Genomic DNA, 26,772 nt, shown 5'->3' with positions numbered 1-26,772 from the left:
AAGTTAGAAACCGATCCCGAAGAACTCTTCCAGTTTTTCACCAACGTAGTCGAACTGCTCCTGACCCAGCGCCGGTTGCACGCCCAGCCAGAAAGTCTGGTTCATCGTACGGTCGGTATTGGTCAGTTCGCCCACTACGCGGTGCTCAACGCCATGGAAATACGGTTGGCGAGTCAGGTTGCCTGCGAACAGCAGACGGGTGCCGATCTTGTTCTGATCCAGGAACTTCAGCAGATCCACACGCTTGACGCCGGACGACTCTTTGAGAGTGACCGGGAAGCCGAACCAGGAAGGATCGCTGTTAGGCGTAGGCTCGGCGATTTCCAGGAAGTCGCTCAGGCTGGACAGACGCTCTTTCAGCAGCTGGAAGTTGCGCTTGCGGGTTGCGATGAACTCCGCCGCGCGGTCGAGCTGGGCCAGGCCGCAGGCAGCTTGCATGTCGGTGATCTTCAGGTTGTAGCCCAAGTGCGCATACACGTACTTGTGATCGTAACCCTGTGGCAGGCTGCCGAACTGCTGCCCGAAACGGTTGCCACACGTGTCGTCGCAGCCTGGTGCGCAGTAGCAATCACGGCCCCAGTCACGGAACGATTCAGCGATCATTCGCAGTTGGGCGTCGTTTGTGAACACCGCGCCGCCTTCACCCATGGTGATGTGGTGGGCCGGGTAGAAGCTGAGCGTGCCGATGTCGCCAAAGGTGCCGACCATCTTGCCGTCGTAAGTCGCACCCAGCGCGTCGCAGCAATCTTCGACCAGCCACAGGTTGTACTTTTCGCACAGCGCTTTCACCTTGCCCAGATTGAACGGGTTACCCAAGGTGTGGGCGAGCATGATGGCCTTGGTCTTAGGCGTGATGGCCGCTTCGATCAAGTCTGCATTGATGTTGTGGGTGTTCATTTCCACGTCGACGAACACAGGGATCGCGCCGAACTGAACAATCGGGTTGACGGTGGTCGGGAAACCCGCCGCAACGCCGATGACTTCGTCGCCCTTCTTGATCGCACGATCACCCAGTTTCGGTGAAGTGAGGGTGCTGAACGCAACCAGGTTGGCCGAAGAACCGGAGTTCACGGTCAGCAGGTGGTTCACGCCCAGGAACGCAGCGAGTTTCTTCTCGAATTCAGCGTTGAAGCGACCAGTGGTCAGCCAGCCGTCCAGCGAAGCCTCAACCATCAGCTGCAGTTCACGCGCGCCGATTACCTTGCCCGACGGAGGGATGACGGTTTCGCCCCCGACAAAAGGTTTGGCAGCCAAGGCAGCCTGGGCGTAGCGCTCAACGAGCTGGCTGATTTCCTGACGGAGCATATCGGGGGTCATAGTATTTCCTGCTCAAGCTAATTATCGGTTAGGCGCCAGTGGCATGGCTGCCATGTAGCTATTGATTTCTTCTACGCAACGGACATGCATGTCGGCACTCTCCATCCAGGCTCTGTGCCAGTTGACGATGCGAGTCAGCGTTGTTTCCAGGCCCCAGGTTGGTTCCCACTTCAGGTGAGCGCGGGCCTTGGATATGTCCAGTTTCAAATAGCGTGCTTCATGCGGCTGCGGGTCACTGTCAAGCTGCCAGCTAGCGCCAGCTCCCCACGCCTGCACCATGTGATCGAGTATCCATTCGACAGGTTGGGCGTCTTCGTCGCGAGGACCGAAGTTCCAGCCCTGAGCGAATGACTGGCCATGCTCCCATAGGTGCTGGGCCAGAACAAGATAACCGCTGAGCGGCTCAAGTACGTGCTGCCAAGGACGGGTGGCCTTAGGGTTGCGCACGACAACAGGCTTGCCCTGTTCGACAGCACGCAGGATGTCGGGAATTAACCGGTCGTCGGCCCAGTCGCCACCGCCGATGACATTGCCGGCACGCGCCGAGGCCAATGCAGCGGAGTGTTCGGTGTTAAAGAACGAGTTGCGGTAAGCGCTGGTGACCAGCTCCACACAACCTTTACTGTTGCTGTACGGGTCGTGGCCACCCATGGGCTCGCTCTCGCGATAGCCCCATTCCCATTCCTGGTTCTCGTAACATTTGTCGGTGGTGACATTGACAATGGCACGCAGGCCGGGGCATTTGCGCGCGGCCTCCAACACATGAACGGTGCCCATGACGTTGGTGGCGTAGGTTTCGACCGGCTCGCGGTACGACAGCCTGACCAGCGGTTGCGCCGCCATGTGGATCAGGATGTCCGGATTGAAGGCAACCATGCTTTCGGTCACGGCCTGCAGGTCGCGGATGTCGCCGATCTGCGACTCCATGCCCCGCTCAACCTGCGCTTGGTCGAACAGTGAAGGCGTAGTGGGCGGCGCCAGGGCAAAGCCTTTCACATGCGCGCCCATGCCCTGCAACCAAAGGGCAAGCCAGCTTCCCTTGAAGCCGGTGTGGCCGGTGAGGAAAACCTTTTTGTCTTTCCAGAAATCAGCGGAGACAGAAGCTTTCATAGTTATTCTCAGTCCCAGAATTTCCAAGGCGCGTCGCCGCTCTGCCACAATTTCTCGAGCAGATTTTTATCGTGCAGGGTGTCCATCGGTTGCCAGAAGCCCGGGTGTTCGAAGGCCATCAGTTGGCCCTGTTCGGCGAGGCTCATCAACGGACCTTGTTCCCAGACCGTGCTGTCGCCTTCCAGGTAATCCAGCACCTGCGGAGAAAGCACGAAGAAGCCGCCATTGATCATGGCGCCGTCACCCTTAGGCTTTTCCTTGAAGTTCAGCACCCGGCCTTCGGCGATGTCCAGTGCGCCAAAGCGGCCTGGCGGGAAGGTGGCGGTCAGCGTGGCGGCTTTGCCATGACTCTTATGGAAGGCGACGGCAGCGCTGATGTCCATGCTTCCGACACCATCGCCGTAGGTGAAGCAAAAAGCCTCATCATCGCGCACGTAATCCGCTACACGGCGCAGGCGACCACCCGTCATCGACGTTTCGCCCGTGTCGACCAGCGTCACATTCCAGTCTTCAGCACGCTGGTCGTGAACCTTCATGGTGTTATCGCGCATGTTGAACGTGATGTCCGACGTGTGCAGGAAGTAGTTGGCGAAGTATTCCTTGATCATGTAGCCCTTGTAGCCACAGCAAATGATGAAATCATTGATGCCGTGGGAGGAGTACATTTTCATGATGTGCCACAGAATCGGCTTGCCGCCGATTTCTACCATTGGCTTGGGCCGTGTACCCGTCTCTTCGCTTAAACGCGTGCCGAGCCCACCTGCCAGAATGACCGCTTTCATAACCGCTCCTTGTTAGTTCGAACTCACGAATGCATCGGAGTAAAAGTGTTTGACAGGCAACCCGGCACTATTCAGAGCTTCACGCGCGGAATGGATCATGCTTTCCGATCCGCAGGCATACACCACTGCATGATCAAGTTCGATCCCATCATCAAGCAGAGCGGTCTGGACGTAACCAGTTCGGCCCTGCCATTGCGCATCCGGCCGTGAGAGCACAGGAATAAATACCGCGTTCAGGCCCTCAAGATGAGGTGCCCAGTAGATATCGGTAAGGCTGCGCCCACCCCAATAGATGAAGATTTTCTTGCCCGCCGCCAGCTCCGGATTGGCCTGTAACTGCTCGAGCATCGCCTTGACCGGCGCAATGCCAGTACCGGTAGCGAGAAAAATCAGAGTGCTAGCGCTCTTGTCACGCAGACAGAATGTACCCAGCGGGCCTTCCAGGCGCAGGAGGTCATTGGGTTTGGCGTCGCCGAACCAGTAACGGGACATCGAGCCGTGCTCGACTTGCCGGATCTGGAGTTCCAGCTTGCCATCGGTGCGCTGGGCATTGGCAATGGAATAACTGCGACGCAAGCCGCCCGCCCCGATCACGTCCAGATACTGACCAGGCAGGTAATGAAGCTTGCTGGCAGGGGGGACGCGCAGGATGACTTCAACTACGTTGTCCGCAAGATGAGTAATCGTGTCAATCCGGCAAGGGAGGGTTTTGACTTCGATGTCACCCAGCGCACCGATATCCTCGGCGTCTATCTCCACATCGGTTATCGCACGGCGACAGCAGGTCAGAATCATTCCTGCGGCCATCTCCTCCGCGGTCAGTGACGCCTCTCCTTTGAGGGCCTCAGTGTCACCGCTGAGCACCGTGGTTTTGCACACGCCGCAACGACCCGTGCGACAGCTGTACTCAAGCGTGATGCCGGCAGCTTTTGCGCTGTCCAGCAACGAGACGCCAGGCTCGGCACTGAATGTCTGCCCACTGTGGAGCTTTACTGAAACCATGGGGTTACCGGATTCTAAATACTGAAAGGCTGCAGAAGTTAACGTCTGGCAACGCCTGTGAAAAAGACTTCGGACGACGAACATAACAAAAGCGGCGGGCGGAAGATGCTCCAGGACCACACCGTACAGGGCGAGGCGTGAAGTACCGCGCGCGTATTGAGCGCATCTGAAGTTGCTTCGGGGGACGGAGTTTACACTCTGGTGCCCGGTTTAGTGCAGGATTTTGCGAGGCGGTTCCTGTCGGGGATGGCCCTTGGGCGGAAACTCACGCCGCCCATGCAGGCACCGCGCGTTAAGGATCGCCGACAGGCTAAGGTAGTTGGGGCGCGAGCCTGATGGCGTCGTTTGCGGTGCTCTTACGTAGTTAGCACAACCCTCGTTCGTAGTTGGCACAACCCTTGTAAGAGGATTCAGTGCTGCGTCCCGAACTTTAGAGAACAGTTTTAGCGGGCGCCTATCGAGCCTATTGCCAGTTCCGTGTATATTTCCCGGCAAACAATTCGCGCGCGCCAGCGGTCGCTGCAACGCTGCCGGCTCTTCGCCACCAATACATAATTACCAACGGAGCTTGATCCCCGCATGAAAGCAATTGTTACCGGCATCACTGGTCAAGACGGCGCCTACCTGGCTGAACTGCTGCTTGGCAAGGGCTACACCGTCTACGGCACCTATCGTCGTACCAGTTCTGTCAATTTCTGGCGGATCGAAGAACTGGGCATCCAGAACAATCCAAACCTGCACCTGGTCGAGTACGACCTGACCGACCTGTCGGCCAGCATCCGCCTGCTGCAGTCCACTGAAGCCACCGAGGTGTACAACCTCGCCGCGCAGAGCTTCGTGGGCGTTTCCTTCGAACAGCCAATCACCACCGCCGAAATCACCGGCCTGGGCGCTGTGAATCTGCTGGAGGCCATCCGTATCGTTAACCCGAAAGTCCGCTTCTACCAGGCGTCGACTTCCGAGATGTTCGGTAAGGTTCAGGCCATTCCTCAGGTTGAAGACACGCCGTTCTACCCGCGCAGCCCTTACGGCGTCGCCAAGCTGTACGCTCACTGGATGACCATCAACTATCGCGAGTCGTACGGTATTTTTGCGACCAGCGGTATTCTGTTCAACCACGAGTCGCCACTGCGCGGCCGTGAGTTCGTAACACGCAAAATCACTGACACCGTTGCCAAGATCAAGCTGGGTCTGCAGGACTCGCTGGTACTGGGCAACATGGACGCCAAGCGCGACTGGGGCTTTGCCAAAGAGTACGTCGAAGGCATGTGGCGCATGCTGCAGGCTGATGAGCCGGACACTTTCGTCCTGGCCACTAACCGCACTGAAACTGTCCGTGACTTCGTCGCCATGGCATTCAAGGCCGTCGGCATCACCATCAACTGGAGTGGCGAAGCGGAAGAAGAGAAAGGCACCTGCGCTGCCACTGGCAAGGTCCTGGTTTCGGTCAATCCGAAGTTCTACCGCCCGACCGAAGTTGAGCTGTTGATCGGTAACCCGGCCAAAGCCAAGGAAGTCCTGGGCTGGGAGCCTAAGACCAATCTGGAAGAGCTGTGCCGCATGATGGTCGAAGCGGACCTGCGTCGTAACGAAAAAGGGTTCTCGTTCTGATGAGTATCGCCGGCAAGCGAGCGCTGATAACGGGTATTCATGGATTTACGGGGCGCTACATGGCGGCCGAGCTCACAGCCCAGGGCTGCGAGGTCGTTGGCCTGGGCAGCAATCCGTCCGATGAAGCCAATTATTATCAGGCCGATCTCACCGATCTGGTGGGCCTGAGCAAGCTGCTGGCGGACCTTCAGCCGGACATCGTCGTTCATCTCGCGGCGTTGGCATTTGTCGGGCATGGCGCGGCGGATGCGTTTTACCAGGTCAATCTGATTGGTACGCGCAACCTGCTCGAAGCCATCGCCAACTGCGGCAAGGCGCCGGAAAGCGTTTTGCTCGCCAGCAGTGCCAACGTGTATGGCAATGCGTCGGAAGGGTTGCTTGATGAAAGCACCAGGCCGGCGCCCGCCAACGATTACGCCGTCAGCAAGCTGGCCATGGAGTACATGGCCAGTCTGTGGTTCGGACTGTTGCCGATCATCATCGCGCGCCCGTTCAACTACACCGGCGTGGGGCAGGCGGAAAACTTCCTGCTGCCCAAAATCGTCAAGCACTTCCGCGAGAAGGCCGAGAAGATCGAGCTGGGCAACCTGGACGTCTGGCGCGATTTCAGCGACGTCCGTTCGCTGGTGGCCGCTTACCGTGGGCTGCTGGAAGCCAAGCCGTTCGGTCAGTACGTGAACGTCAGTTCAGGCAAGACTCACTCGCTGCGTGAAGTGATCGACATGTGTCGCACCATCACCGGCCACGACCTTAGCGTCGAAGTGAACCCTGCCTTCGTGCGGGCCAACGAGGTCAAGACCTTGTGCGGCGACAACAGCAAGCTGAAGTCGCTGGTCCCGGGCTGGCAGACTCCCGAGCTGAGCGAAACGCTTGGCTGGATGCTGGCCGACGCGTAACGCCGCAGTACCCAACCCGAAGCGCTGTGAGGCGCTTCGGGTTTTCCTTTATTCTCCGCTCCACACATCCCCGCTCTGCCCGCAACGCACCTATCGCGAGAACAGCGGACGTTATCGTTTCGTCAGAGAATCCTGATGACCAAAGTTTTGCACTTCTTCAAGACCTACTTCCCGGAAAGCAAGGGCGGTGGCGTCGAGCAAGTCATCTTCCAACTCGCACAGGGTTGCCAGGCCCACGGGATCGAGTCCCAGGTGCTGTCGCTGAGCACAAAAGGCGCGGCGCGCAACGAGACAGTGGGCAATCACATCGCGCACCGCTCCAAACAGGATCTGTACGTCGCGTCGACGGGCTTTTCCCTGTCAGGCATTCGGGACTTCAAAGAGCTCGCAAGCGAAGCTGACATCGTGCATTACCACTTCCCGTGGCCGTACATGGACATCGCGCACTTTGCCGCGCAGATCAAAAAGCCGACGGTAGTGAGTTACCACTCGGACATCATCAAGCAGAAGACGCTGCTCAAGCTGTATGCGCCGCTGATGAATCGTTTTCTCGGCAGTGTTGATCGGATTGTCGTTTCTTCGCCCAATTACGCCGCCAGCAGTGAGGTGCTGACCCGGTTCAGGGATAAGGTCGAGATCATTCCGTTTGGCCTTGATCGGGCCACCTACCCTGCCCCGTCTCAGGCGAAACTCGAGCACTGGAAGCAGCAATTAGGCGAACGCTTTTTTCTGTTTGTCGGTGCGCTGCGCTACTACAAGGGGCTGGATTTCCTGCTTGAAGCGGCGCACAAGAATCGCCTGCCGGTGGTGATCATGGGCGGCGGGCATCAGGAGCTGGAGCTCAAGGCGAAAGCCAAGGAGCTCGGGCTCGACAATGTCGTGTTTGTGGGCAGCCTGCCGGATGAGGACAAGAACGCGCTGCTGATGCTTTGTGAGGCGTTTGTCTTCCCGTCGCACCAGCGTTCGGAGTCTTTCGGCATTTCGCTGCTGGAGGCGGCGATGTACGGCAAGCCTATGATCTCGTGCGAGATGGGCACTGGCACCACCTTCATCAACATTGCAGACGAGACGGGGCTGGTTGTCCCGCCACGGGATCCGGATGCGTTGGCGGCCGCGATGAATATGCTGTGGAACGACAGAGAGCGAGCGAAGCAGATGGGGTTGAAGGCGGTGCAGAGGTTTGAGTCGATGTTTACGGCGCAGAAGATGGTGCAGGGGTATGCAGATCTTTATCAGGATGTGCTGAGCAGGCGTTAGGTCCTTTTGAGTGTGTCAGCTGTCCATGGGTTGGCCGAGAGACTTTTCGCGGGCAAGGTGGAGCGCCACCCGGGCGCTCCTACAATGGATTGCGCCGGACGGGAAATGTGTGTGGTGCGCTCAATCTGTGGCAGCCGGCTTGCTGGCGAACGCGATGGGGCAGCTACGAAAATGTCGACTGACTTGACGCATTCGCCAGCAAGCCGGCTCCTACAATTTGTGCGCTGTGTCAGTTGTTGCTGGGTTGGCCGGGAGAGTTTTCGCGGGCAAGGTGGAGCGCCACCCCGGGCGCTCCTACACTGGATTGCGCTGCCAATAGACTGCGCCGTTCGGGCAGTGATGACTCTGCCCGGACTCTGCCGCCGTTCTTCTTACGGCTTACGCTTGCGCGGGCCAGTGTTGAACACAGGTACTTTGCGCACTGGCTTGACCGCTGGAACGTCTGCCGCCGCTTCCCCGCTCTCCACCCACTTGCCCAGATTGCGTTTGCCGCCTCCGCCACCGCTTTTTGGTTTCTTCGGCTTTTTCGGCTTTTTCAAAACCTGCCCGGTCGCATCGGTGGCCGGTACGCGGTGTTCTGGAATGAAGTCAGGCTCCTCGCGGCGCTGCAGGGTCTGGCGGGTGAGCATTTCGATGGCGCTGAGCAGGTCGACTTCGTCCGCGCACACCAGGGAGATCGCTTCACCGGTCTGGCCCGCGCGACCGGTGCGGCCAATGCGGTGGATGTAGTCTTCGGCAACGATCGGCAGGTCGAGGTTAACCACAGTCGGCAGGTCATCAATATCTAGACCGCGAGCCGCCACATCGGTGGCGACGAGGATCTGCACGTCACCGCTCTTGAACCGGTCCAGCGCGCGCTGGCGAGTGGCCTGAGGTTTGTCGCCGTGAATACCGTCTGCGTTGAGACTCAAACCTTGCAGGCGCTCCACCAACTGGTCGACGCCGACGCGGGTTTTCGCAAACACCAGCACCTGACCCCAGCGATGCTTTTTGAACAGATGAATGAACAGCTCGCTCTTGCGCTTCTTGTCGACGGTGACGATCCACTGCTTGACCGACGAGGCCGCGACGTTGCGCGGACTGACTTCGATGGTCAGCGGGTTGTCGAGCATCTGCCCGGCCAGCGCGCGGATCGCATCGGAGAAAGTCGCGGAGAACAGCAGGGTCTGGCGGCGCTTCGGCAGTGCGGCGTAGATGTCACGCAGCTCTTCGGAGAAACCGAGGTCAAGCATGCGATCGGCTTCGTCGAGGATGAGGGTCTGCAGCTGGGAGAACTTCACGGCGTTCTGGCGATACAGATCGAGCAAACGACCTGGAGTGGCGACCAGCACGTCAACGCCTCGGCGCAGCTTCATCATTTGCGGGTTGATGCTGACGCCGCCGTAAGCCGCGTAGGTGGTCAGCGGCAGGTGCTCGGCGTATTGCGCAATGGCTTCGTGAACCTGCTCGGCCAGTTCGCGGGTCGGCACCAGCACCAGCGCGCGCACGGAGTTGGCGGCGACTTTCGGGCCTTCCATGGTCAGGCGTTGCAGCAATGGCAGCGCGAAACCTGCGGTCTTGCCGGTGCCGGTTTGGGCGGCGGCCATGAGGTCGCGGCCTTCGAGCACGGGCGGAATCGCCTGGGCCTGAACGGGGGTGGGAGTCTGGTAGCCCAGTGTTTCGAGGGCACGCAGCAGGGGTTCGATCAGGCCGAGGGAGGCGAATGTCATTTCAGTACCGTTGGAAAAAGGTCAGCGCACAAGAGTCTGTAGAAGACAATGGCGCGCAGTTTACCCTTTCTGCAACGGCTTCTGCTTGCGCCACTGCGGCAGGCCGATGAGCACGACGGCGCTGATGATCACCGCCATCGCCGCACCTTCCGCCCAACCGATGTGTTCGCCGGCGAACAGCACACCCAGCAACACCGCCACCGCCGGGTTGACGTAGCAATAGCTGGTCGCGGCGGCGGGCCGCACGTTCTTCAGCAGGTACATGTAGGAGCTGAACGCGACGATGGAGCCGAACACCACCAGATACGCCATCACCAGCCAACCGGACAGGCCGGGGGATTGGGTCATGCGCTCGCCGCTCACGAAGCTGCCGAGCAACAGCACCGCGCCGGCCACCAACATTTCGCAGCCGCTGGCCATCGGTCCGGCGGGCAATGGCAGGTAGCGGCTCCACACCGAACCGAACGCCCAGGTTGCGGCGGCGAAGATCACCAGCGCGGCGCCCATGGGGCTGGCCTGCAGGTTCGAGCCGAGGTTGAGCAAGGAGATACCGACAAGGCCGAGCAGGATGCCGGCCCACTCTAGCCCGGTGTTGCGATGGCCCCAGATCAGGCCGAACAACAACGTGAACAGCGGCACCACGGCCACCGCCAATGCGGCGACGCCGGAGGCAACGCCTGCGTGCTCTGCCAGGGTCACGCCACCATTGCCGCACGCGAGTAGAAGAAAGCCGATCATCCCTGCGGATTTCCACTGTTTCCAGGTTGGCATCGGTGCGCCACGAAAGCGCATGAAGGCAAACAGAATGGAGCCGGCGGTGGTGAAGCGCACCCCGGCCATCATCAGCGGAGGCCAGGTTTCGATACCGATGCGGATGGCCAGATAGGTTGAGCCCCAGATCACATAAAGCGCGAAAAAGGCCCCGATGAGCAGCAGGGGAAAACGGCGGGCGGCAGGCATGAAGGGCTCTAGTACAGTCGTTTATTGTGGGACTGATTCTAGAAATCTCAGGGCCGCCGGCGTCAGTTACAAATGTGGTTTATTCGACCCATACACTTTTGCTGGCGAGGTGTTCGCAGCCGCTGACGTGGGAGCGGCAAGATGGTCGGGGAATGCAAGTACGCAGTAAGCGTTAGGCGCCGTGACAGCCCGGCGGGCAGCCTGCCGACGACGCCTGCCCAGCCATCGCCTTCCTCCAACCTCTCCCAGCGGTATTTCATCGGCTCCAGGAAAAACCGCCTTCAGTCGCCAGAAAGCATGCCGACAACTTCATCAGGAATGGGCATCGCGAGTCTTCGACCGTGCCCTGCCGTACCTTCTCGAAGAGCCACGCCATCGTGAAGATGAAGGCGGGTCAAACGCGCGTGAAGGTCATGTAGCCAGCTTTCAAACCTGGCCCAGCGGATTGAACTCATCACCGATCCATACCCGATTATTGCGTCATTGACTTGGCCAGGCATGCCTTGCCGCGGAGCTTCTACATGTGTTCGATGTGCGATGCACTCACCCAACTCTGGACTGACGGAGCGACCGGCCAGGGTGTGAGCCAACAGACAGCCACCAGCCAAGCGACGCTTGGGCACCTGACGCTTGATCAGCAAGCCAACTACCTGACTGATGGCTATTGGCACGACGCCTATGGCGGTTCCCAGCACCACTTTGACGTGCACGCCGGTGGGTCGCTCACTGTCAACCTGGCAAGCTTGAGCACAAGCGCTCAGGTTGTAGCTCGATATGCGCTGCAAACCTGGACCAATGTCAGCGGCCTAAAATTTGTGGAAACCACCGCTGCCGCTGCGATCAATTTCAGCGAAAACAAAAGCGGTGCGTACAGCAGCTCCAATTATGCAGGCAGCATCACCTCTGACAGCACCGTCAACATCGCTTCCGACTGGGTGAAATACGGTTTGTATTATCAGCAAACCTACATTCATGAAATTGGCCACGCGCTGGGGTTGGGCCATGCGGGCAATTACAACGGGAGCGCAACCTTCCCCAACGATGCCTTCTATCAAGAGGACAGCTGGAAGTATTCGGTGATGTCCTACTTCAGTCAGAACGAGAATACCTATTCCAATGCCTCTTTCGGCTATGTCGCTACCCCTATGCTGGCGGACATCGTAGCCATCCAGTCACTGTACGGCACCGCCGTTACCCGCACGGGTGACAATACCTACGGTTTCAACATCAACACCGTAACCGACTTCACCCCCGGCCTGGAGGGGACGATCTATGATTCGGGCGGCAACGACACGATCAACGTCAGCACCTATGCCGGCGCTCAAACGGTCGATCTGAGAAGTGAAGCTTTTTCCAGCCTGTACGGCGGTGTATCGAACATCGCAATCGCGCGCGGCACGGTTATCGAGAACGCCATCACCGGTGCAGGCGCGGATACGCTGATCGGCAACGCCAGTGACAACTTCCTCAATGGCAACGCTGGCAATGACCAGTTGTTTGGCGGCGATGGCAACGATCGGCTGATGGGTGGGGCGGGCTCGGACATGCTCAATGGCGGCAACGGCATCGATACCGCCTCGTATGCCGAAGCAGGTGCCCGCTACTTTGCAAACTACGATGCCGCGCTTGCGAGTGGTGCCAGCCTCAGCGTTCATGACGCGCAAACGTCCGATGTGGACACGCTTTCAAGCGTCGAAAAGTTGGAGTTCATGGACCGCAACGCCAATCTTGACGAACTGCTCATGGCTTTTCGCAGCCGATATGGCGCCTTCAACGCCGAGAGTGACGCCACTGTTTCGTTGAGCTTTGGCATGGATCTTCATCACATTGCGCTCACCGAGGATCAGGCTGACATTGCCAGGCTCTACTCACTGTTCGGTCGGACGCCCGATTATCAGGGCTTGAATTACTGGCTGACACAGCAGGCGATGGGCAGTTCGGATGCAGCGATTCGCGATGCCTTTCTGAATTCCGCTGAAGCGATGCAGCGCTACAACGGGCTTGGTAGTCGGGACTTTGTAGTTGATCTCTATCAGACCGTACTGCATCGCACAGGCGATGACTCAGGTGTGGCGTACTGGAACACGCTGCAGCAGCAAGGTTTGAGCCGAACAGCGGTCATTGATGGCTTTCTGAATTCGCGCGAGAGCCATGACCTCTCGGAGGGCGAGACAGGCTACATCAGGATCGTGGCACACAACGCCTGGAACAGTCTGGATATGGTGGTGGGCAAGGGCGTGGCCACCGGCACGGCTGGCGACGATCAGATCAGTGAGCAGGAAGTCAGACTTGACGGCAATGCGGCTTCGCATCTGGCGGGCAACGCCGGTATCGACACCTTTATTTTCAACGACGCTGCATCCGCCTACACGATCAACGCGCTCGACACCGACACGCTGTCAGTCAGTCGCTCCTCGGGAGCTGCAGCGAAATTCGAACTGAGTGGCTTCAATGTGCTCGATTTCGCAGATCGCGAACTGTTCGTTCTCGACTCGGCGCAGGCAAACATTGGTCGTCTGTATACCATTCTGGGTCGTGCTCCCGATACCGAAGGCCTGAAGTTCTGGCTGTCTCACAGCGCCGCAGGCGAAACCGGTGCCCAGCTCGCGGATGGCTTTGTGCAATCTGCCGAATTTACCCAACGCCTGCCCGATGGCAGCAACGCAGCCTTTGTCGAAAATCTGTATCACAACGTCCTGGACCGAGGCGGCGACGTTAACGGCGTTGCCTATTGGGTCCAAACGCTGGAAGGCGGCACAAGCCGTGGGCAGGTCGCCTTCAGTATCGCCAACTCCCCGGAGTCTGCTGCACTGACTCAAGGCGATGCCGGCTTCATTCACCTGGTAGGGCATGCTGATTGGGTTTGAGCCACCTGCACCAAAGACTGGCTAGAGCCCCGATGCTTGCTGATGGCATCGGCAATCTTCTTGGCCGGGACTTTTTGCAGCGTGCACAGCAATTGGTGGGAAACGCCGTCGAGCCCATGGGTGTCGCGCAGTTGGTGGCCCAGGTGCAGCGTAAGGTTCGCGGCCATTTCGGCATCGGCCATGGCCCGGTGAGCCTTGCCGGTGTGGGGCAAGCCGGCCCAGCTGGTGAGGGTGCCGAGCTTGTGGTTCGGCGCGTGTGGCAGGAGGCGTCGCGCCAGCAGCATGGAGCAGGCGAAGCTCTGCACGCGATTGCGCTTGATGCGCGACAGCTCGAAGTCCCAGAACTTTTGGTCGAACGAGGCGTTGTGCGCCACCAGCGGCGTCAGGCCGACGAACTCGGCGACTTCGTTCATGACGCGGTCAGCCGGCGGCGCGGTGCGCAGCATGCTGTTGCTGATGCCGGTCAGGGACTCGATGAAAGACGGGATGCGCACGCCGGCGTTCATCAGGCTTTGATAACGCTCGACGATAACGCCCTGCTCCACGATCACCACGGCGATTTCCGTGGCGCGGCAGTGGATGCCGGGGGAAATGCCGGTGGTTTCGAAGTCGATGACGGCGATGCGTTCCTGCATGGAGTGGCCTTCAGAAGTAGCTGGTTTTGCATTTTAAGGAGTAGCGGTGCGCGGATGCCGCCTCGGGTATTGCAAAGGGCAACTGTAGGAGCTGCCGGAGGTTACGACGGTGGCGAACGCGGTGGGTCAGTCGGCAACTGTTTATCTGAGGGACCGGGTTCGCCAGCAAGCCGGCTCCTACCGTTTTGCAGCGCCAGGAAAGCCTGCGTTGCATCAGGTCTTGAGCAGCAACCCGCCCTCGATCGGCACATAACGACTCGCCGCGCGGATCAGTGAATTGGCGGTCAACCCCGGCACGCCGTAGGCAATCGCTTCGACGCCATGCTTGCTGATGATGCGTTCCAGTAAAAGGTCAAAGTCGCCATCACCTGACGCCAGCACGACTTCATCGACATTCGGCGCAACGTCCATGATGTCGATGGTGATGCCCACGTCCCAGTCGCCTTTGGCCGAGCCGTCGCTGCGCTGGATGTAGGGTTTGAGTTTGACGGTGAAACCGAGGTTGCGCAGGATCTGCTGGAATTGCTGCTGCTTGCTGTCGCCACGGTCGATGGCATACGCATACGCCTCGACGATCTGTCCGCGCTGGCTGATATCAGCCCACAGGGCCGCGTAATTGAAGTGACAACCGTGAGCCTGACGCACTGTGTAATACAGATTCTGCACGTCGGCGAAGACCGCGATTCTTCTCACCCAAATTCCTCGATGCGCTGACAAGCGACAAGGGCCCGAAAACCGGACCGGCGCTCAGTATGCCAGTTTGGGGAGGGGATTGAAGGATTGGGTGTTGGGGGTGATTGCCGTGCGAAGACGCGGACGGCTGACACCCCACGGTCCTGATGTTTCAAATACCCCTGTAGGAGCGCGCTTGCCCGCGAAGACGTTGATACATCCGATACATCTCTATCGTCTGAACGAGTTTTCGCGGGCAAGCGCGCTCCTACAGTGGCGTGGAGCGTGCAGCTACGCTGTCAGACGAACGAATCGTCGTCGTCAAACATGCCACCGCCGGTGTCGCTGCCGTAATCGGTATCGGCAAAGCCATTTGAATCACTGCCCCAGCTGTCATTGCCGGTATTGTCGTTGCCGGTGCTGTCGTTTCCAGTGACGCGCTGCTGGTCATCACCCCAACCGCCGCTGCCGCCCTGATCATGTTCGGCGGCAGGCTGGGCCGGCTCCTCCTTGATGATCTCGACGACTTCCTGCGGTTGGCTGTTGTGGTGGAACAGACTGCTGATGCCTTCCGCCAGCATCACGCCACCGGCCACGCCCGCTGCGGTTTTCAATGCGCCGCCGAGGAAACCACTGCCGACTGGCGCCGCCGGTGCCTGTTGCGGCTGAGCATAGTTTTGCGGTGGCTGAGCGTAGTTCTGCTGCGGCGCGTTATAAGGCGGCGGGTTAGCAGTGCCACTTTCACGCCAGCCGCCCGAGGAAGGCTGCGGGTTCGACGGACGGGAGAACGACGAAGCCGGCTGCTGAGCCTGTGGCTCGCGCGAACCGCCGCCGAAGATGCTCGACAGAAACCCGCCGCCACTGCCGGACGGGGCAGGCGCCGCTGATTTTGCGCGCTCCAGTTCGGCCTGTAGCTGTTGAATCTGCTCGTCGCGCTGACGGCTCTGGGCCTCCAGCTGCTTGATCGCGACTTCCTGCACCAGAATCGACTGCGCCATGTAATAAGGCGCGGCGGGCTGGCGAGTCAGGTGCTCCTTGATCAGCGCTTCGGCCTGCGCATCACGGGGGGCCGATTCGGTTTCTGCTTGCTTGAGCTTGCCAAACAAGCCGTCGATCAGGGTTTGTTCTTCGCTGTTCATGGCGACCTCGTTAGATTGCCGTAGGAATTCTGTTGTGAGCCATTGCTCACACACATCCAGTAATGGGGCTGTTCAAGGGCGTTTCAATAGGATGTAAAAAAAGTTAAGAAGGCCGTTCTGCGGCCGCCGGTTGGCCGGTTCTGCGGCGCTACGTTACAGTGTCGGCCTGCTTATCCCTGTGATCCGTTCATGAATCCGCTGACCCTTCTGCAAGACTCGTTTTACTTCTTCCGACGCAACTTCGGCAGCATTCTTACGCTGTGCCTGCCGCTGGTGGTGCTGGAGGCCCTGACCAAACAGCTCATCGGCCTCGGGCAAAGCACCGGGGTCTCGCAACTGTTGATCAGTCTGCTTTTCTACCCGCTGTACACCGGCGCGCTGATCCTTTTTATGGACGCCAAAACCCGGGGCGAAGAACCGGTCAAATCCAACCTGTGGGCCCTCGCGTTGCGCATGTGGCCTACCTTCGCGGTGCTGACGGCGCTGAGCATGCTGCTGATCATGGCCGGCATGTCGCTGTTCATCCTGCCGGGCGTGTGGGTGATGATCAAACTGCAGCTGTCGGAATACTTGCTGGTGTTGCGCGGGATGGGGCCGCTGGAGGCGATGCGCGAAAGCTTCAGAATGACCCAGGGCCATGCGGTGCGGATATTCGTCTGCGTGGTGTGCATTTATATCCCGCTGTCGCTGCTTGAGGCGCTGAGTTATTACGTGCTGCCAGACCAGCAAAGCCCAATCCTGTCGATCGCCGTGGACAGTGTTTCCAGCTTCTTGCAGCTGCTTATCAGCGTGACGATGTTCCGGTTGTTCATGCTCATCGACCCACCCGCGCGGTCGGTCTAAGAAGATGCCACGTCCGACGCGGTATCTGCTTTACCTCGCGGTAGGTGCCGGGCTGTTCGTGATACTGCTTTATGACATGACCTGGCACCCTGCCCGGCACGAGAATGCGGCCGTGTCCTGTAACGCGATGGACGGAAAGCCACCGGTATTGGCGCCGGGTCAGACGCTCAAGGTGATGACATGGAACATTCAGTACCTGGCCGGCAAACGTTACGTCTTCTGGTACGACCTGCCCGACGGCAGCGGCCCTGACGAGCGCCCGACCCCGGAAGACCTGGCCTACAATCTTGATGAAGTGGCGCGGGTCATTCGCGACGAGCAGCCAGACGTCGTCTTGCTACAGGAAGTCGACGACGGCGCGAAGAACACCGACTACGGCAATCAACTCGCCCTGCTCCAGGCGCGCGTCGCCGATCTGTACCCCTGCAGCAGCGAGGCGTTTGACTGGAAGTCCGACTTCGTGCCGGATCGGCACATCTTCGGCAGCGTCGGCCGCAAACTGGCAACACTCAGTCGCTACCAAATGGACAGCGCTGAGCGCCTGCACCTGCCCTCGCCGTCCGGCCATTTCATCAGCCGACTGTTTCAGCCTCAGCCTGCGCTGCTCGTCAGTTACCTGCCACTGAGCGATGGCCGACGTCTGGCGGTGACCAATACGCACCTGAGCGATGCCGAGTCGGGCGGCGACGTGCGAAAGCGGCAAGTGGCGTCGGTTCGTCAGTTGCTACAGACCTTCGAACAGAACGGCACGCTGTGGATAACCGGCGGAGATTTCAATCTGCTGCCACAGGGGCAATATCAGCGGCTACCCGTCCAACAGCGCGCGCCGTTTGCGGCAGAGAGTGAGCTTCGGGATTTGTGGGAAAGCTTCCCGATGATCCCGAGCAATGACGACGTGACTGGTGAGGATCGTCGCACGTGGTACACCCGCTTCCCCAATGACCCGAGCATCAGCGGCCCGGACCGGACGCAGGATTTTCTGTTTTACAGCCCGAAGCTGAAGCGGGTCGAGGCGCGGGTGAGGCAGGCGGATACGCTTTTGATCTCTGATCACATGCCGGTGATTGCACGGTTGAAGGTGCCCATGGGGGGCGAGTAAATACACAGGTCACCCACGTTCACGTTCCATCGTGCGGCACGTTCAAACTGAGTCTTGTGGAAGGCCCTCTCGCGCCAAGAAACCCCGCCGGGACATCGGCGGGGTAAGGCATCTTAATGTTGGTAGATGGTGGCGGTGTTGCCGCCGCCGCCCGTCTGGCTGACGTTGGCGACCATGTTATTGCCGGTCTGAGTGACACCGACCAGATTAGTGGTGCCCGACACAGCGCCGCCCAGGCCGGTCTGGCTAACCACCGCGCGGTTGTTGTTGCCGGTCTGTAGCAAGGTTTCTTCGTTAAAGGTGCCGCTCTGCGTACTCGACGAAAAGTTGTTGTTACCGCGCTGTTGGACATCACCTTTCAGCCCGTCGCCGGTCTGATACAGGGTGGCGGTGTTGAAGTTACCACTCTGCAGCATGTTGGCGGAGGCCAGTTGAGTGTTGGTTTGCTGAATGGAGCCGGTGTTGCTGTTGCCGTTCTGCTGCAGAATGGCCGACACCCGATTCGAGTTGTGCTGCTGCGAAACTGTACCTGTGTTGCCGTTGCCCGCCTGTATAACAGAGCCGGTCACCGTGTTGTTGTTATTTTGTTGTGTAAGGTTGCCAACGTTGTAGCTGCCCGATTGGGTAATGCCGCCCCCTACGATGGTACTGTTACTTGCCTGGTAAAGACCCGCTGCGTTATAGCTCCCTCCGCCTTGAGTAATGCTGGCGCTTGTGCGGTTGTTGTTATCCTGGGCGATAGTGGCGGTACTGTAGCTACCGGACTGGTCCAGCTCCGCGACTTGAGGCAGCGAACTACCGCCGCCCTTTTGCGTCACGCTTGCCGTGTTGTTGTTTCCGGCCTGCTTGGCCGAAGTGAAGTTATAGAAACCATCCTGCTTGATGCTCAGAGTGCTGTAGGTCGCACTCTGAAGGGCGCCTGCGCCGTTCCGGGTCCCCGTCTGATTAATATTGACCGTCGACTGGGTCGCGCCTCGCTGCTCGGCGTTCAGGCTATTACTTGTGCCGTCCTGGGTGGTATTCACGGTGCTGGAGTCTGCCAGGGCGGATCCAGACAGTGCAGCCAGGACCGCGAGGGACAGAAGTGCTTTACGTGCGTGCATGGAAAATCATCCTTTTTAAAAGAATTGTCGGCGTTGATCATCGAGAATTGCCCGAAAAATCTGTGCTGCGGCATCAGCTTCAATATCAGGGACGAATGTGCGGTACGTATGCCGTTGCAGCAACGAATGGTCGGAGGGCCCTGCGGACAAGGCCTCGAATGCTGCCTGTTATTAGCCCCCAACAGATTGGGGCTCTCGCTAGTTATATACGAGTTACCGCGCTTCGCCAGTCGACAGGCGAAATAAACACTCCTTTTTTATTGGCGCCAACTATCAACATGCATTCGGTCAACTGCCTTTCAAACTGGCGACATGATCATTGCTCAAAAGCATGACGCCATTTTTCTGCCTAAAACTATTAACCCACATTCAAAAGCTAATAACGAAATACCGAAAGGTTTTGCATCGGTCCGTTAACAACCATGAGCTTTGTTGTTAACACGTTAAAACATTAAGTATTGATATGGGCAGACTTCCAGAATCACTTCCTCGGCTTCACCCGCGCAGTCGGTTCGGCAATCAACGGATCATCCGGCCAATAGTGCTTCGGGTAGCGGCCCTTCAAATCCTTCTTCACCTCGGCATAGGTGCTGCGCCAGAAGTTGGCGAGGTCTTGGGTGACTTGCACCGGGCGGCGGGCGGGGGACAGGAGGTGCAACTTGACGATCTGCCGGCCGTTGGCGATGCGCGGGGTGTCGGCCAGGCCGAAGAGTTCCTGCAGGCGCACCGCCAGAATGGGCGGGGATTCGCTGTAATCCAGGCGCACCGATGAACCCGACGGCACGGTCAGGTGGTGCGGCGCTAACTCGTCCAGCCGCTGGGGCAAGGGCCATGGCAGCAGGTTGTGGAGGATCGATGACAGGTCCAGATTGCCAAAGTGGCTCAGTCGCGTGACCTTGCCCAAATACGGCAGCAGCCAGTGCTCCAGCGTCGTCAGCAACCCATCGTTGCTCACATCAGGCCACTCGCTTTCGCTGAGCTTTTGCAGATCCATCTGACGCAGCAGACCGACTCGCGCCTGCCACTGGCGCAGTTCCGGTGTCCAAGGCAGCAGCTCCAAGCCCTTGCGCCGGACCAGCGCCAGCAGCGCCTGACCCCTTGCTGAATCGTCCAGCCCGGTGAGCGGCTCGCGGCTGATGATCAGCTCCCCGGCCTTGCGCTGACGTTCGGCGCGGAACACGCCCTCGCGCTCGTCCCAGTCCAGTTGATCGAACTGCGTCACCTGTTCGGCGAGCACTGTGTTGAACAGGTCGGGATCGAACTCGGCGGCCAGATAGATGCGCTCTTCGCGCTGGCCCTGGCGGCTGCCCAGATCGGCCACCACCAGCCACGGCTGTTTCATCAACGCGTCTGGCTCGGCGAACAACGCGGCGCGGCCGTTGGCGAGTCGATACTCCGCGCCGCCAGCACGGCGTTGTTGTGCAACGCGATCGGGATAGGCCAGCGCCAGCAGTGCGCCGAGCCAGCGCGGGTGATCAGGATCGACGACCGGTTTGCGCGCCGTGCCCCTCAGATACCCGCGATATTGGCGGGACAACTGCCGCGCTCGCTGCACGCCGCCCTGCGCGCCTTTCGCTGCGCGTTCTGCGCCCGCCAGTAATGTCAGTCGGCTGTGCAGATCGGCACCGGCGCCGCGTAAAATGTCGCGCTCGCCGAGCAATGCTGCGACGTCGCACGCCAGTGGCCCCAGACCCAGTTCATGACCGCGCAACAGCAAATGGGCGATGCGTGGGTGCGCGGGCACCTGCGCCATTGACTGGCCGTGGGGCGTGAGTTTCCAGTCTTCGCCCGGCTTGCGCGTCAGCGCGCCCAGCCGCGCCAGCAGGTCCTGCGCCTGGGCATAAGCGGCGGCAGGCGGCAGGTCCAGCCACGTCAGCTGCGCCGGTTCGACACCCCAACGCGCCAGTTGCAAGGCCAGGCCGGCAAGATCGGCCTGATGAATCTCCGCCGCGCCGTAGGCCGCCAATTGATCGTGCTGCGCCTCGGACCACAACCGATAACACACGCCCGGCTCAAGCCGCCCTGCCCGACCCGCCCGCTGGGTGGCACTGGCCCGGGAGATGCGCTGCGTGTCGAGGCGCGTCATGCCGCTGCCGGGATCGAAACGCGGCACCCGCGCCAGCCCCGCATCGATGACGACCCGCACGCCGTCGATAGTCAGGCTGGTCTCGGCGATGTTGGTGGCCAGCACGACTTTACGCTTGCCCTTGGGCGCGGGTTCGATCGCCGCGCGCTGGGCGCTCAGGTCGAGCTCACCATGCAGCGGGCAAAGCAGCACGTCGCTGCGATCGCCGACGGCCTCGATCAACTGTTGATTGACCCGACGGATCTCGGCCTGCCCCGGCAGGAAAACCAGCACGCTGCCGGACTCATTGCCCAGCGCATCGAGGACCGTCTGCACGACGCGGGGCTCGATGAACTCCCCCGGCTGAAACGGCCGCCCCCACTGCATCGACACCGGGAACATGCGCCCTTCGCTGCTGATGACCGGCGCGTCGTTGAGCAAGCTCGACAACCGCGCGCCTTCGAGCGTCGCCGACATCAGCAAAATCTTCAGCGGCTGGTCGTCTCGAAACAGCGCGCGACCGTTGAGGCTCAGGGCCAGCGCGAGATCGGCGTCGAGGCTCCTTTCATGAAATTCGTCGAAAATCAGCAGCCCGACACCTTCCAGCGAAGGGTCTTCCTGCAAGCGCCGGGTGAGGATGCCTTCGGTGACCACTTCAATGCGGGTATCGGGGCCGACTTTGCTGTCCAGACGAATCCGGTAACCCACCGTCTCGCCGACGCCTTCCCCCAACTCGCTTGCCAATCTTTCAGCAGCAGCGCGAGCAGCCAGACGCCGGGGCTCAAGCATCAGGATCGTCTGCCCGGCCAGCCAGGATTCGTGCAAAAGCGCCAGCGGCACACGGGTGGTCTTGCCCGCGCCGGGCGGCGCTTCGAGCACGGCCTCGTCCCGGTCGGCAAGGGCCTGGCGCAGAGCGGGCAGAACGGCATTGATGGGCAAAGAATTCATGTGACCTCCAGAAACAGGGCGACGATTATACGGCGAGCCGATGCGGCTTTTGCTCATCCCCTAAACGAACTGTCTTGCCCCACGGATACTCTTATTGATTAGGCATTTGCCTTGTATAGTTGCGACTTCTTATGAGGAGATTCCCATGCGCATTCCATCCCGTTTGATTGGCGGCGTTCTGGTTGCCACGCTGCTGACACAGCTCACCGCGTGCGGCAGTATTTTTTACCCCGAGCGCCGTGGCCAGATTCAAGGCAGCGGCCGAATGGACCCGGCCATCGTGATACTCGACGCCATCGGCCTGTTGTTCTACATCATCCCCGGCGTGATCGCGTTCGGCGTTGACTTCGCCACTGGCGCGATCTACCTGCCAGGCGGCACTCACGCTCAGATCGATCCGCAAAAGCTTGAACCTGCCGTGCGCACTGACGGCACGGTCGACAACGCCAAGCTGCAGGCCATCATTCAAACCGAGCTCGGCCGCACGCTGCCACTGGATGACCCTCGTCTGATCCAGCACAAAGGCAGCACCCAGCAACTTGCCTCCCTGGGCCTTGCACCGTCCGCTTGAGCTTTATGATTTGAAGGAAGCGCCATGAGCACCAGTCCCGAACACGCCCGCTTATTGCGTCTGGCAACCCGTGCATCGCTTGCTGTGGCAAGCATTCTTATCGTTGCCAAAGCAGTGGCGTGGTGGCTCAGCGGATCGGTCAGTCTGTTGGCCGGCCTGACGGATTCGATGCTCGATGGCGCCGCCTCGTTTCTCAATCTGCTGGCGGTGCATTATGCGTTGCGCCCGGCTGATGACGATCATCGCTATGGCCACGGCAAGGCCGAGGCGCTGTCGGGCATGGCTCAGGCGCTGTTCATTGCGGTGAGTGCCTTCTTGATCGGTTTTCAGGCAGTCGACCGCATCCAGCACCCGCAACCCCTTGGCGATCCGGGCCTGGGTTTGCTGGTGATGGTGTTGTCGATTGGCCTGACGATCGCATTGCTAATGTTGCAGCACCGCGTAGTGAAAGCGACGGGGTCAGCGGCGATCCGCGCAGATTCTTTACATTACCGCTCTGACCTGCTGCTCAACTTCAGCATCATGCTGGCCCTGGGCCTGGCCTATTTCGGCTACTCCCAACTGGACGCCTATTTTGGTCTCGCGATCGCGTTCTACATTCTGTGGAGCGCGATTTCCATTGCCCGGGAGACGGTGTCGGTGCTGATGGACGCTGAGCTGCCTGTGGATGTCAGCGCCAAGATGCTCGAACTGGCCCAGGCCGTGCCGGGCGTACTGGGCGCCCACGACCTGCGCACGCGGATTTCGGGCAATCACTGGTTTGTGCAGCTGCACCTGGAGTTGCCGGGCACGCTGACGCTATCGGTGGCCCACGATTTGTGCGAGCGGGTGGAAGCGGCCATTCAGGACGAATTCCCCAAAGCCGAAGTGCTGGTGCACGCGGACCCACAGGAAGTGGTGGGTCGCGGGGATGGACCGGTTTTGAATTGAAGACGTATCGAGTTAACAGAGGCCTTCCCGGCTGAAGCCGGTCCTATTTAAAAGCCTCGCCCACGTGCTGGCGGACTGGCTTCACTAGCGACGTGCGGTCTTACGCGGGCCATTGTAGGAGCGCGCTTGCCCGCGAAACGGGTTGATCAGGCAATACAGTTGTCGCAGTTCAAACGCCTTCGCGGGCAAGCGCGCTCCTACAGGATGCGCGTCAGCCAGCATTATTATGTCTCCCGCCCTGACCCATAGGCTGGCCCCGCGGCAGTACTTAGTGGGACTGGCTTTAGCCAGGAAGGCGTCAGGCGGCACACTCCCGCGCTCTTACTGCTGAATGCTATACCCCCGCCCTGCATAACAACTGGCCATCGCCTGTTGGTACACACCCAGCACCTCCGGTGCGGGCTGATACGCCGCGCCGGCCGGGTCGAAATTGCTTTGTTGTACGGCATAGCGGTAGCAGTCGTAGCGGTCCTGTTCGATTTCCTGTTGAGGCTTGCCTTGCGGCGGATAGGCGACAACGTCATAGGGGTTCGCGGCCTGCTGAACAGGCTGCGGCTGCTGCGGCGAATACACTGGCTCGACGTTCTGCGGAGGCTCGGCGACTACGTATTCCTGGGTGTTCTGCTCGTAGGTGTAATAGGTGCCGGCGGCAACAAAGAACAAGGCGCTGCCGAGCCAGACCTGCTGCGCATAGTCGGGCAAATAGCGGACGCGAACGCCACGTGGAGGCTCGACGACCACATAACGCGGGCCCTGCGGGCGATACCAGTAACCGCCTGAGTAAAAGTAATCCCCGCCACGATACGGCACCCGCGAATACCCGCCCGGCATGCGATCAATCTCGTAACCCGGCCGATAGCGCGGGCCTGAACCCCAGCCGTCGCCATGACCGCCGGGGCGACCAGCCTGCCAGTTACCGTTATCGGGACGACGGTCGCCGTCGCGCCAGCGGTTGTCTCGGGGCTGGTCGCGGTAGAAGCCCTGACGAGGCTCCTGGGTCTGAACCACCGTGTCCGGCCGACCCTGAATGGGCAGGCCGCCCTGACGGTCCTGCAACTGACGCTGTTGTTGCTGCTGCTCTTGCTGACGTCGTTGCTGATCCTGTTGTTGCTGGCGTTGCTGCTGCTGATCATCGCGTTGCTGATTGCGCTCGCGATCCTGCTGCTGGCGCTGCTGATTGGCGCGCTCCTGCTGGTTCTGCTGAATCTGCCGCTGTTGCTGCACCTGTTCCTGCTGGCGCTGCTGTTGTTGCTGATTCTGCTGCTGACGTTGCTGCTGCTGCTGCTGCTGACGCTGCTGGTTGTCATTGAAGCCGCGCTGATTCTCCTGCTGCTGGCGCTGCATCTCGAAACCACGTTGCTGCTGTTGGTGCTGCTGCTCATTGCGCTGCTGTTGTTGCTGCTGCTGCTGCTGATTGTTGTTGTCGTCGGCCAACACCTGAGCACTGATGCTCAAGGCCAAGAGACTGACACCTGCCAAACGCCAGATGCGCATGTTCATGCTTTCCTCACTGGGGCGCGGATACCTGTTGATAGGACTGCGAGTCGGGTGCGCCGTTCGCCGCACTCTATCAGCGTGGCGGATGAAACCATAGAAGCGCACGTTCCGGTGCTGGCCAAAAGCCGGGCACAAAAAAAGAGGGCCCAATGGCCCTCTCTGGAATGCTTCGTCCTGGCTCGACGCTTTTGACGTCGGCTCACCTCGCATCGTCTTCTGGACAGTGCGTAGCCCGGTGGCCTGATCAACCCTGTCGGGCTGGAGGCCGCGGCTGGCCTGATTCGGCGGGCCGCGCTGGACGCTGTGTCCGGGCAGTGATTCTGGTTAAAAGAATAGGCTTTGGCGGACGACACAGGATTGCGAATATTGCTGATGAAAACACCACTTGCGCAATAAATCACTTCAGATGAATAATCCTGCGCAATCCATTCAATAAAGGCGCTTATCGTGAGCAAGCTCGACAGATATGACTTGAGTATTTTGGCCGAACTGCAAAAAGATGCGCGCATCTCCAATCAGGAGCTGGCCGAGCGCATTGGCCTGTCGCCTTCGCCCTGTTCGCGTCGCGTCAAACAGCTGGAAGACGACGGTTATATCGTCGGCCAGGTCGCGCTGCTGGACCGCAAGAAGCTGGGCCTTAGTCTGACGGCTTACGTGCTGATCGGCATGGACCGCCACACGCCCGACCGCTTCGAGAATTTCGAGCAGCACATCCGCAACCTGCCGCAGGTGCTGGAATGCAGCCTGGTGACCGGTATCGACGCCGACTACCAGTTGAAAGTTGTCGTCCCGGACATGGATCACTATCAGAAATTTCTGCTGGGCCATCTGACCCGCATCGACGGCGTGACCAGCGTGCGCTCCAGCTTCGTGCTCAACCAGGTGCTGGCGAGCACCGAACTGCCGCTGGTGCATTTGCGCGGCTGACCTGCACCCGCGCAGATACAGGTTTTTGCAGGAGCGACCGGGGTGGCGATCCACCTTGCCCGCGAAGACGGCGTTCCTGCCGCTGAGGATTTAGCGAATGTACCGGCGCCTTCGCGGGCAAGCGCGCTCCTACAGGGAATTCACGCGGCATTCAGATGAGTGTCTTGCCGCAGTTCTCCAATCAAAGCTTCGCCGGCACTTCCCGCCATTGCCCTTGATCAAGCCCTTCAAGGCTCCAGTCGCCAATCCGCACGCGGACCAGTCGCAACGTCGGCAGCCCGACCGCCGCAGTCATCCTGCGCACCTGGCGGTTGCGGCCCTCCTTGATCACCAGCTCCAGCCAACGGGTCGGCACGCTTTTGCGAAACCGCACAGGGGGGTTGCGCGGCCACAGCTCCGGTTCGTCCAGCTGCCGCGCTTGTGCGGGCAAGGTCGGGCCGTCGTTCAGCTCGACGCCGTCACGCAGCTTCTGCAGTTGCTCTTCGGTGGGCTCGCCTTCCACCTGCACCCAATAGGTTTTTGCCAGTTTGTGTTTGGGGTCGGCGATGCGCGCCTGCAACTGGCCGTCGTTGGTCAGCAGCAGCAAGCCTTCGCTGTCACGGTCCAGGCGACCGGCCGGGTAGATGCCGGGGATGTCGATGAAATCCTTGAGCGTCGCCCGGCCTTCGCCATCACTGAACTGGGTCAGCACGTCGAAGGGTTTGTTGAACAGAACCAACCGAGGTTCGGCGGGCGGTGCTTTGGCGACACGCCGGGGCGCGCCCGTGCGATCAAGCGAAGGACGGCGGGGATCAGGACGTTGATTGCGGGGCATGGGAAACCGGTAAAAAAA

At 59.9% G+C, this 26,772-nt stretch carries 23 protein-coding genes; 10 read left to right on the top strand and 13 right to left on the bottom strand.

The window, feature by feature from the left end; translation table 11 throughout:
* Nucleotides 1-3: 3 nt before the first annotated feature.
* Genes rfbH through EC919_RS20040 form a run of 4 tightly spaced genes read right to left on the bottom strand, consistent with a single transcriptional unit; the run spans nt 4 to nt 4,211 of the window.
* Complete coding sequence (gene rfbH, locus EC919_RS20055; RefSeq protein WP_133776101.1) at nt 4-1,317, bottom strand: lipopolysaccharide biosynthesis protein RfbH; 1,314 nt, start codon at nt 1,315-1,317, stop codon at nt 4-6.
* Nucleotides 1,318-1,338: 21 nt separating this feature from the next.
* Nucleotides 1,339-2,427, bottom strand: coding sequence for a CDP-glucose 4,6-dehydratase (gene rfbG, locus EC919_RS20050; RefSeq protein WP_133776100.1), 1,089 nt, complete (start codon nt 2,425-2,427; stop codon nt 1,339-1,341).
* A gap of 8 nt (nt 2,428-2,435) precedes the next feature.
* The gene (gene rfbF / locus EC919_RS20045) at nt 2,436-3,209 is read right to left on the bottom strand and encodes a glucose-1-phosphate cytidylyltransferase (RefSeq protein ID WP_133776099.1); all 774 of its coding nucleotides are present in this window, start codon (nt 3,207-3,209) and stop codon (nt 2,436-2,438) included.
* A gap of 12 nt (nt 3,210-3,221) precedes the next feature.
* Entirely contained in the window at nt 3,222-4,211 is a 990-nt protein-coding gene (locus EC919_RS20040) for an FAD-binding oxidoreductase (protein WP_133776098.1), read from the bottom strand.
* A 579-nt stretch (nt 4,212-4,790) separates the two neighbouring features.
* Here EC919_RS20040 and gmd point away from each other — a divergent pair.
* The 3 genes from gmd (at nt 4,791) to EC919_RS20025 (ending at nt 7,975) form a co-directional block, all read left to right on the top strand.
* Nucleotides 4,791-5,822, top strand: coding sequence for a GDP-mannose 4,6-dehydratase (gmd, locus tag EC919_RS20035; RefSeq protein ID WP_133776097.1), 1,032 nt, complete (start codon nt 4,791-4,793; stop codon nt 5,820-5,822).
* Nucleotides 5,822-6,718 carry a GDP-mannose 4,6-dehydratase gene (locus tag EC919_RS20030; protein ID WP_133776096.1) on the top strand — a complete coding sequence of 299 codons (897 nt, stop codon included), beginning with the start codon at nt 5,822-5,824 and terminating at the stop codon, nt 6,716-6,718. Before gmd ends, EC919_RS20030 begins: the two co-directional genes overlap by 1 nt.
* 135 nt (nt 6,719-6,853) lie before the next feature.
* Nucleotides 6,854-7,975, top strand: coding sequence for a glycosyltransferase family 4 protein (locus EC919_RS20025; protein ID WP_133776095.1), 1,122 nt, complete (start codon nt 6,854-6,856; stop codon nt 7,973-7,975).
* Nucleotides 7,976-8,346: 371 nt separating this feature from the next.
* On the opposite strand, the gene EC919_RS20020 is transcribed toward EC919_RS20025, so the two are convergent.
* Nucleotides 8,347-9,684, bottom strand: coding sequence for a DEAD/DEAH box helicase (locus EC919_RS20020; RefSeq protein ID WP_133776094.1), 1,338 nt, complete (start codon nt 9,682-9,684; stop codon nt 8,347-8,349).
* Between the two features lie 60 nt (nt 9,685-9,744).
* Nucleotides 9,745-10,644 (bottom strand): drug/metabolite exporter YedA, encoded by a 900-nt coding sequence (gene yedA / locus EC919_RS20015; RefSeq protein ID WP_133776093.1) that lies wholly within the window; start codon nt 10,642-10,644, stop codon nt 9,745-9,747.
* A gap of 521 nt (nt 10,645-11,165) precedes the next feature.
* Here yedA and EC919_RS20010 point away from each other — a divergent pair.
* On the top strand, nt 11,166-13,511 hold the full coding sequence (locus tag EC919_RS20010; protein ID WP_133776092.1) for a DUF4214 domain-containing protein: 2,346 nt from the start codon (nt 11,166-11,168) through the stop codon (nt 13,509-13,511).
* Here EC919_RS20010 and EC919_RS20005 read toward each other — a convergent pair.
* From EC919_RS20005 to EC919_RS19995, 3 genes are all read right to left on the bottom strand, one after another.
* The gene (locus EC919_RS20005) at nt 13,481-14,146 is read right to left on the bottom strand and encodes a 3'-5' exonuclease (protein WP_133776091.1); all 666 of its coding nucleotides are present in this window, start codon (nt 14,144-14,146) and stop codon (nt 13,481-13,483) included. The two genes, EC919_RS20010 and EC919_RS20005, sit on opposite strands and share 31 nt — an antisense overlap.
* Nucleotides 14,147-14,359: 213 nt before the next feature.
* The gene (locus EC919_RS20000; protein ID WP_108121635.1) at nt 14,360-14,839 is read right to left on the bottom strand and encodes an NYN domain-containing protein; all 480 of its coding nucleotides are present in this window, start codon (nt 14,837-14,839) and stop codon (nt 14,360-14,362) included.
* A gap of 278 nt (nt 14,840-15,117) precedes the next feature.
* On the bottom strand, nt 15,118-15,957 hold the full coding sequence (locus EC919_RS19995; protein WP_133776090.1) for a DUF2076 domain-containing protein: 840 nt from the start codon (nt 15,955-15,957) through the stop codon (nt 15,118-15,120).
* A gap of 189 nt (nt 15,958-16,146) precedes the next feature.
* Here EC919_RS19995 and EC919_RS19990 point away from each other — a divergent pair, with 189 nt between their 5' ends.
* Together EC919_RS19990 and EC919_RS19985 are read left to right on the top strand one after the other, a co-directional pair.
* Nucleotides 16,147-16,800, top strand: coding sequence for a YciC family protein (locus EC919_RS19990; RefSeq protein WP_133776089.1), 654 nt, complete (start codon nt 16,147-16,149; stop codon nt 16,798-16,800).
* Nucleotides 16,801-16,804: 4 nt separating this feature from the next.
* The gene (locus tag EC919_RS19985; RefSeq protein WP_133776088.1) at nt 16,805-17,899 is read left to right on the top strand and encodes an endonuclease/exonuclease/phosphatase family protein; all 1,095 of its coding nucleotides are present in this window, start codon (nt 16,805-16,807) and stop codon (nt 17,897-17,899) included.
* A gap of 113 nt (nt 17,900-18,012) precedes the next feature.
* On the opposite strand, the gene EC919_RS19980 is transcribed toward EC919_RS19985, so the two are convergent.
* Nucleotides 18,013-19,002 (bottom strand): hypothetical protein, encoded by a 990-nt coding sequence (locus EC919_RS19980; RefSeq protein ID WP_133776087.1) that lies wholly within the window; start codon nt 19,000-19,002, stop codon nt 18,013-18,015.
* A 481-nt stretch (nt 19,003-19,483) separates the two neighbouring features.
* The gene (hrpB, locus tag EC919_RS19975; protein ID WP_133776086.1) at nt 19,484-22,015 is read right to left on the bottom strand and encodes an ATP-dependent helicase HrpB; all 2,532 of its coding nucleotides are present in this window, start codon (nt 22,013-22,015) and stop codon (nt 19,484-19,486) included.
* 145 nt (nt 22,016-22,160) lie between these two features.
* Between hrpB and EC919_RS19970 the strand changes: the two genes are divergently transcribed.
* Complete coding sequence (locus EC919_RS19970; protein ID WP_133776085.1) at nt 22,161-22,586, top strand: polyribonucleotide nucleotidyltransferase; 426 nt, start codon at nt 22,161-22,163, stop codon at nt 22,584-22,586.
* Between the two features lie 24 nt (nt 22,587-22,610).
* Nucleotides 22,611-23,516: a cation diffusion facilitator family transporter gene (locus EC919_RS19965; protein ID WP_133776084.1), complete on the top strand. Its 906-nt coding sequence runs from the start codon at nt 22,611-22,613 to the stop codon at nt 23,514-23,516.
* A 321-nt stretch (nt 23,517-23,837) separates the two neighbouring features.
* Here EC919_RS19965 and EC919_RS27665 read toward each other — a convergent pair whose 3' ends face one another.
* Nucleotides 23,838-24,572, bottom strand: coding sequence for a DUF6515 family protein (locus EC919_RS27665; protein WP_208295005.1), 735 nt, complete (start codon nt 24,570-24,572; stop codon nt 23,838-23,840).
* A gap of 60 nt (nt 24,573-24,632) precedes the next feature.
* Here EC919_RS27665 and EC919_RS27660 point away from each other — a divergent pair, with 60 nt between their 5' ends.
* A complete protein-coding gene (locus tag EC919_RS27660) occupies nt 24,633-25,205 on the top strand; it encodes a hypothetical protein (RefSeq protein ID WP_347876988.1) in 573 nt (190 codons plus the stop codon).
* Between the two features lie 255 nt (nt 25,206-25,460).
* Nucleotides 25,461-25,940, top strand: coding sequence for an Lrp/AsnC family transcriptional regulator (locus EC919_RS19955; protein ID WP_074893299.1), 480 nt, complete (start codon nt 25,461-25,463; stop codon nt 25,938-25,940).
* 181 nt (nt 25,941-26,121) lie between these two features.
* Here the strand turns inward: EC919_RS19955 and EC919_RS19950 are convergent, their stop codons facing one another.
* Nucleotides 26,122-26,754 (bottom strand): pseudouridine synthase, encoded by a 633-nt coding sequence (locus EC919_RS19950; protein ID WP_133776082.1) that lies wholly within the window; start codon nt 26,752-26,754, stop codon nt 26,122-26,124.
* Nucleotides 26,755-26,772: the final 18 nt, after the last annotated feature.

Source organism: Pseudomonas graminis (genome assembly GCF_004364335.1).
Lineage (GTDB): Bacteria > Pseudomonadota > Gammaproteobacteria > Pseudomonadales > Pseudomonadaceae > Aquipseudomonas > Aquipseudomonas graminis_D.
The sequence above is the reverse complement of the archived record's forward strand: the minus strand, read 5'-3'. Positions and strand labels throughout refer to the sequence as shown.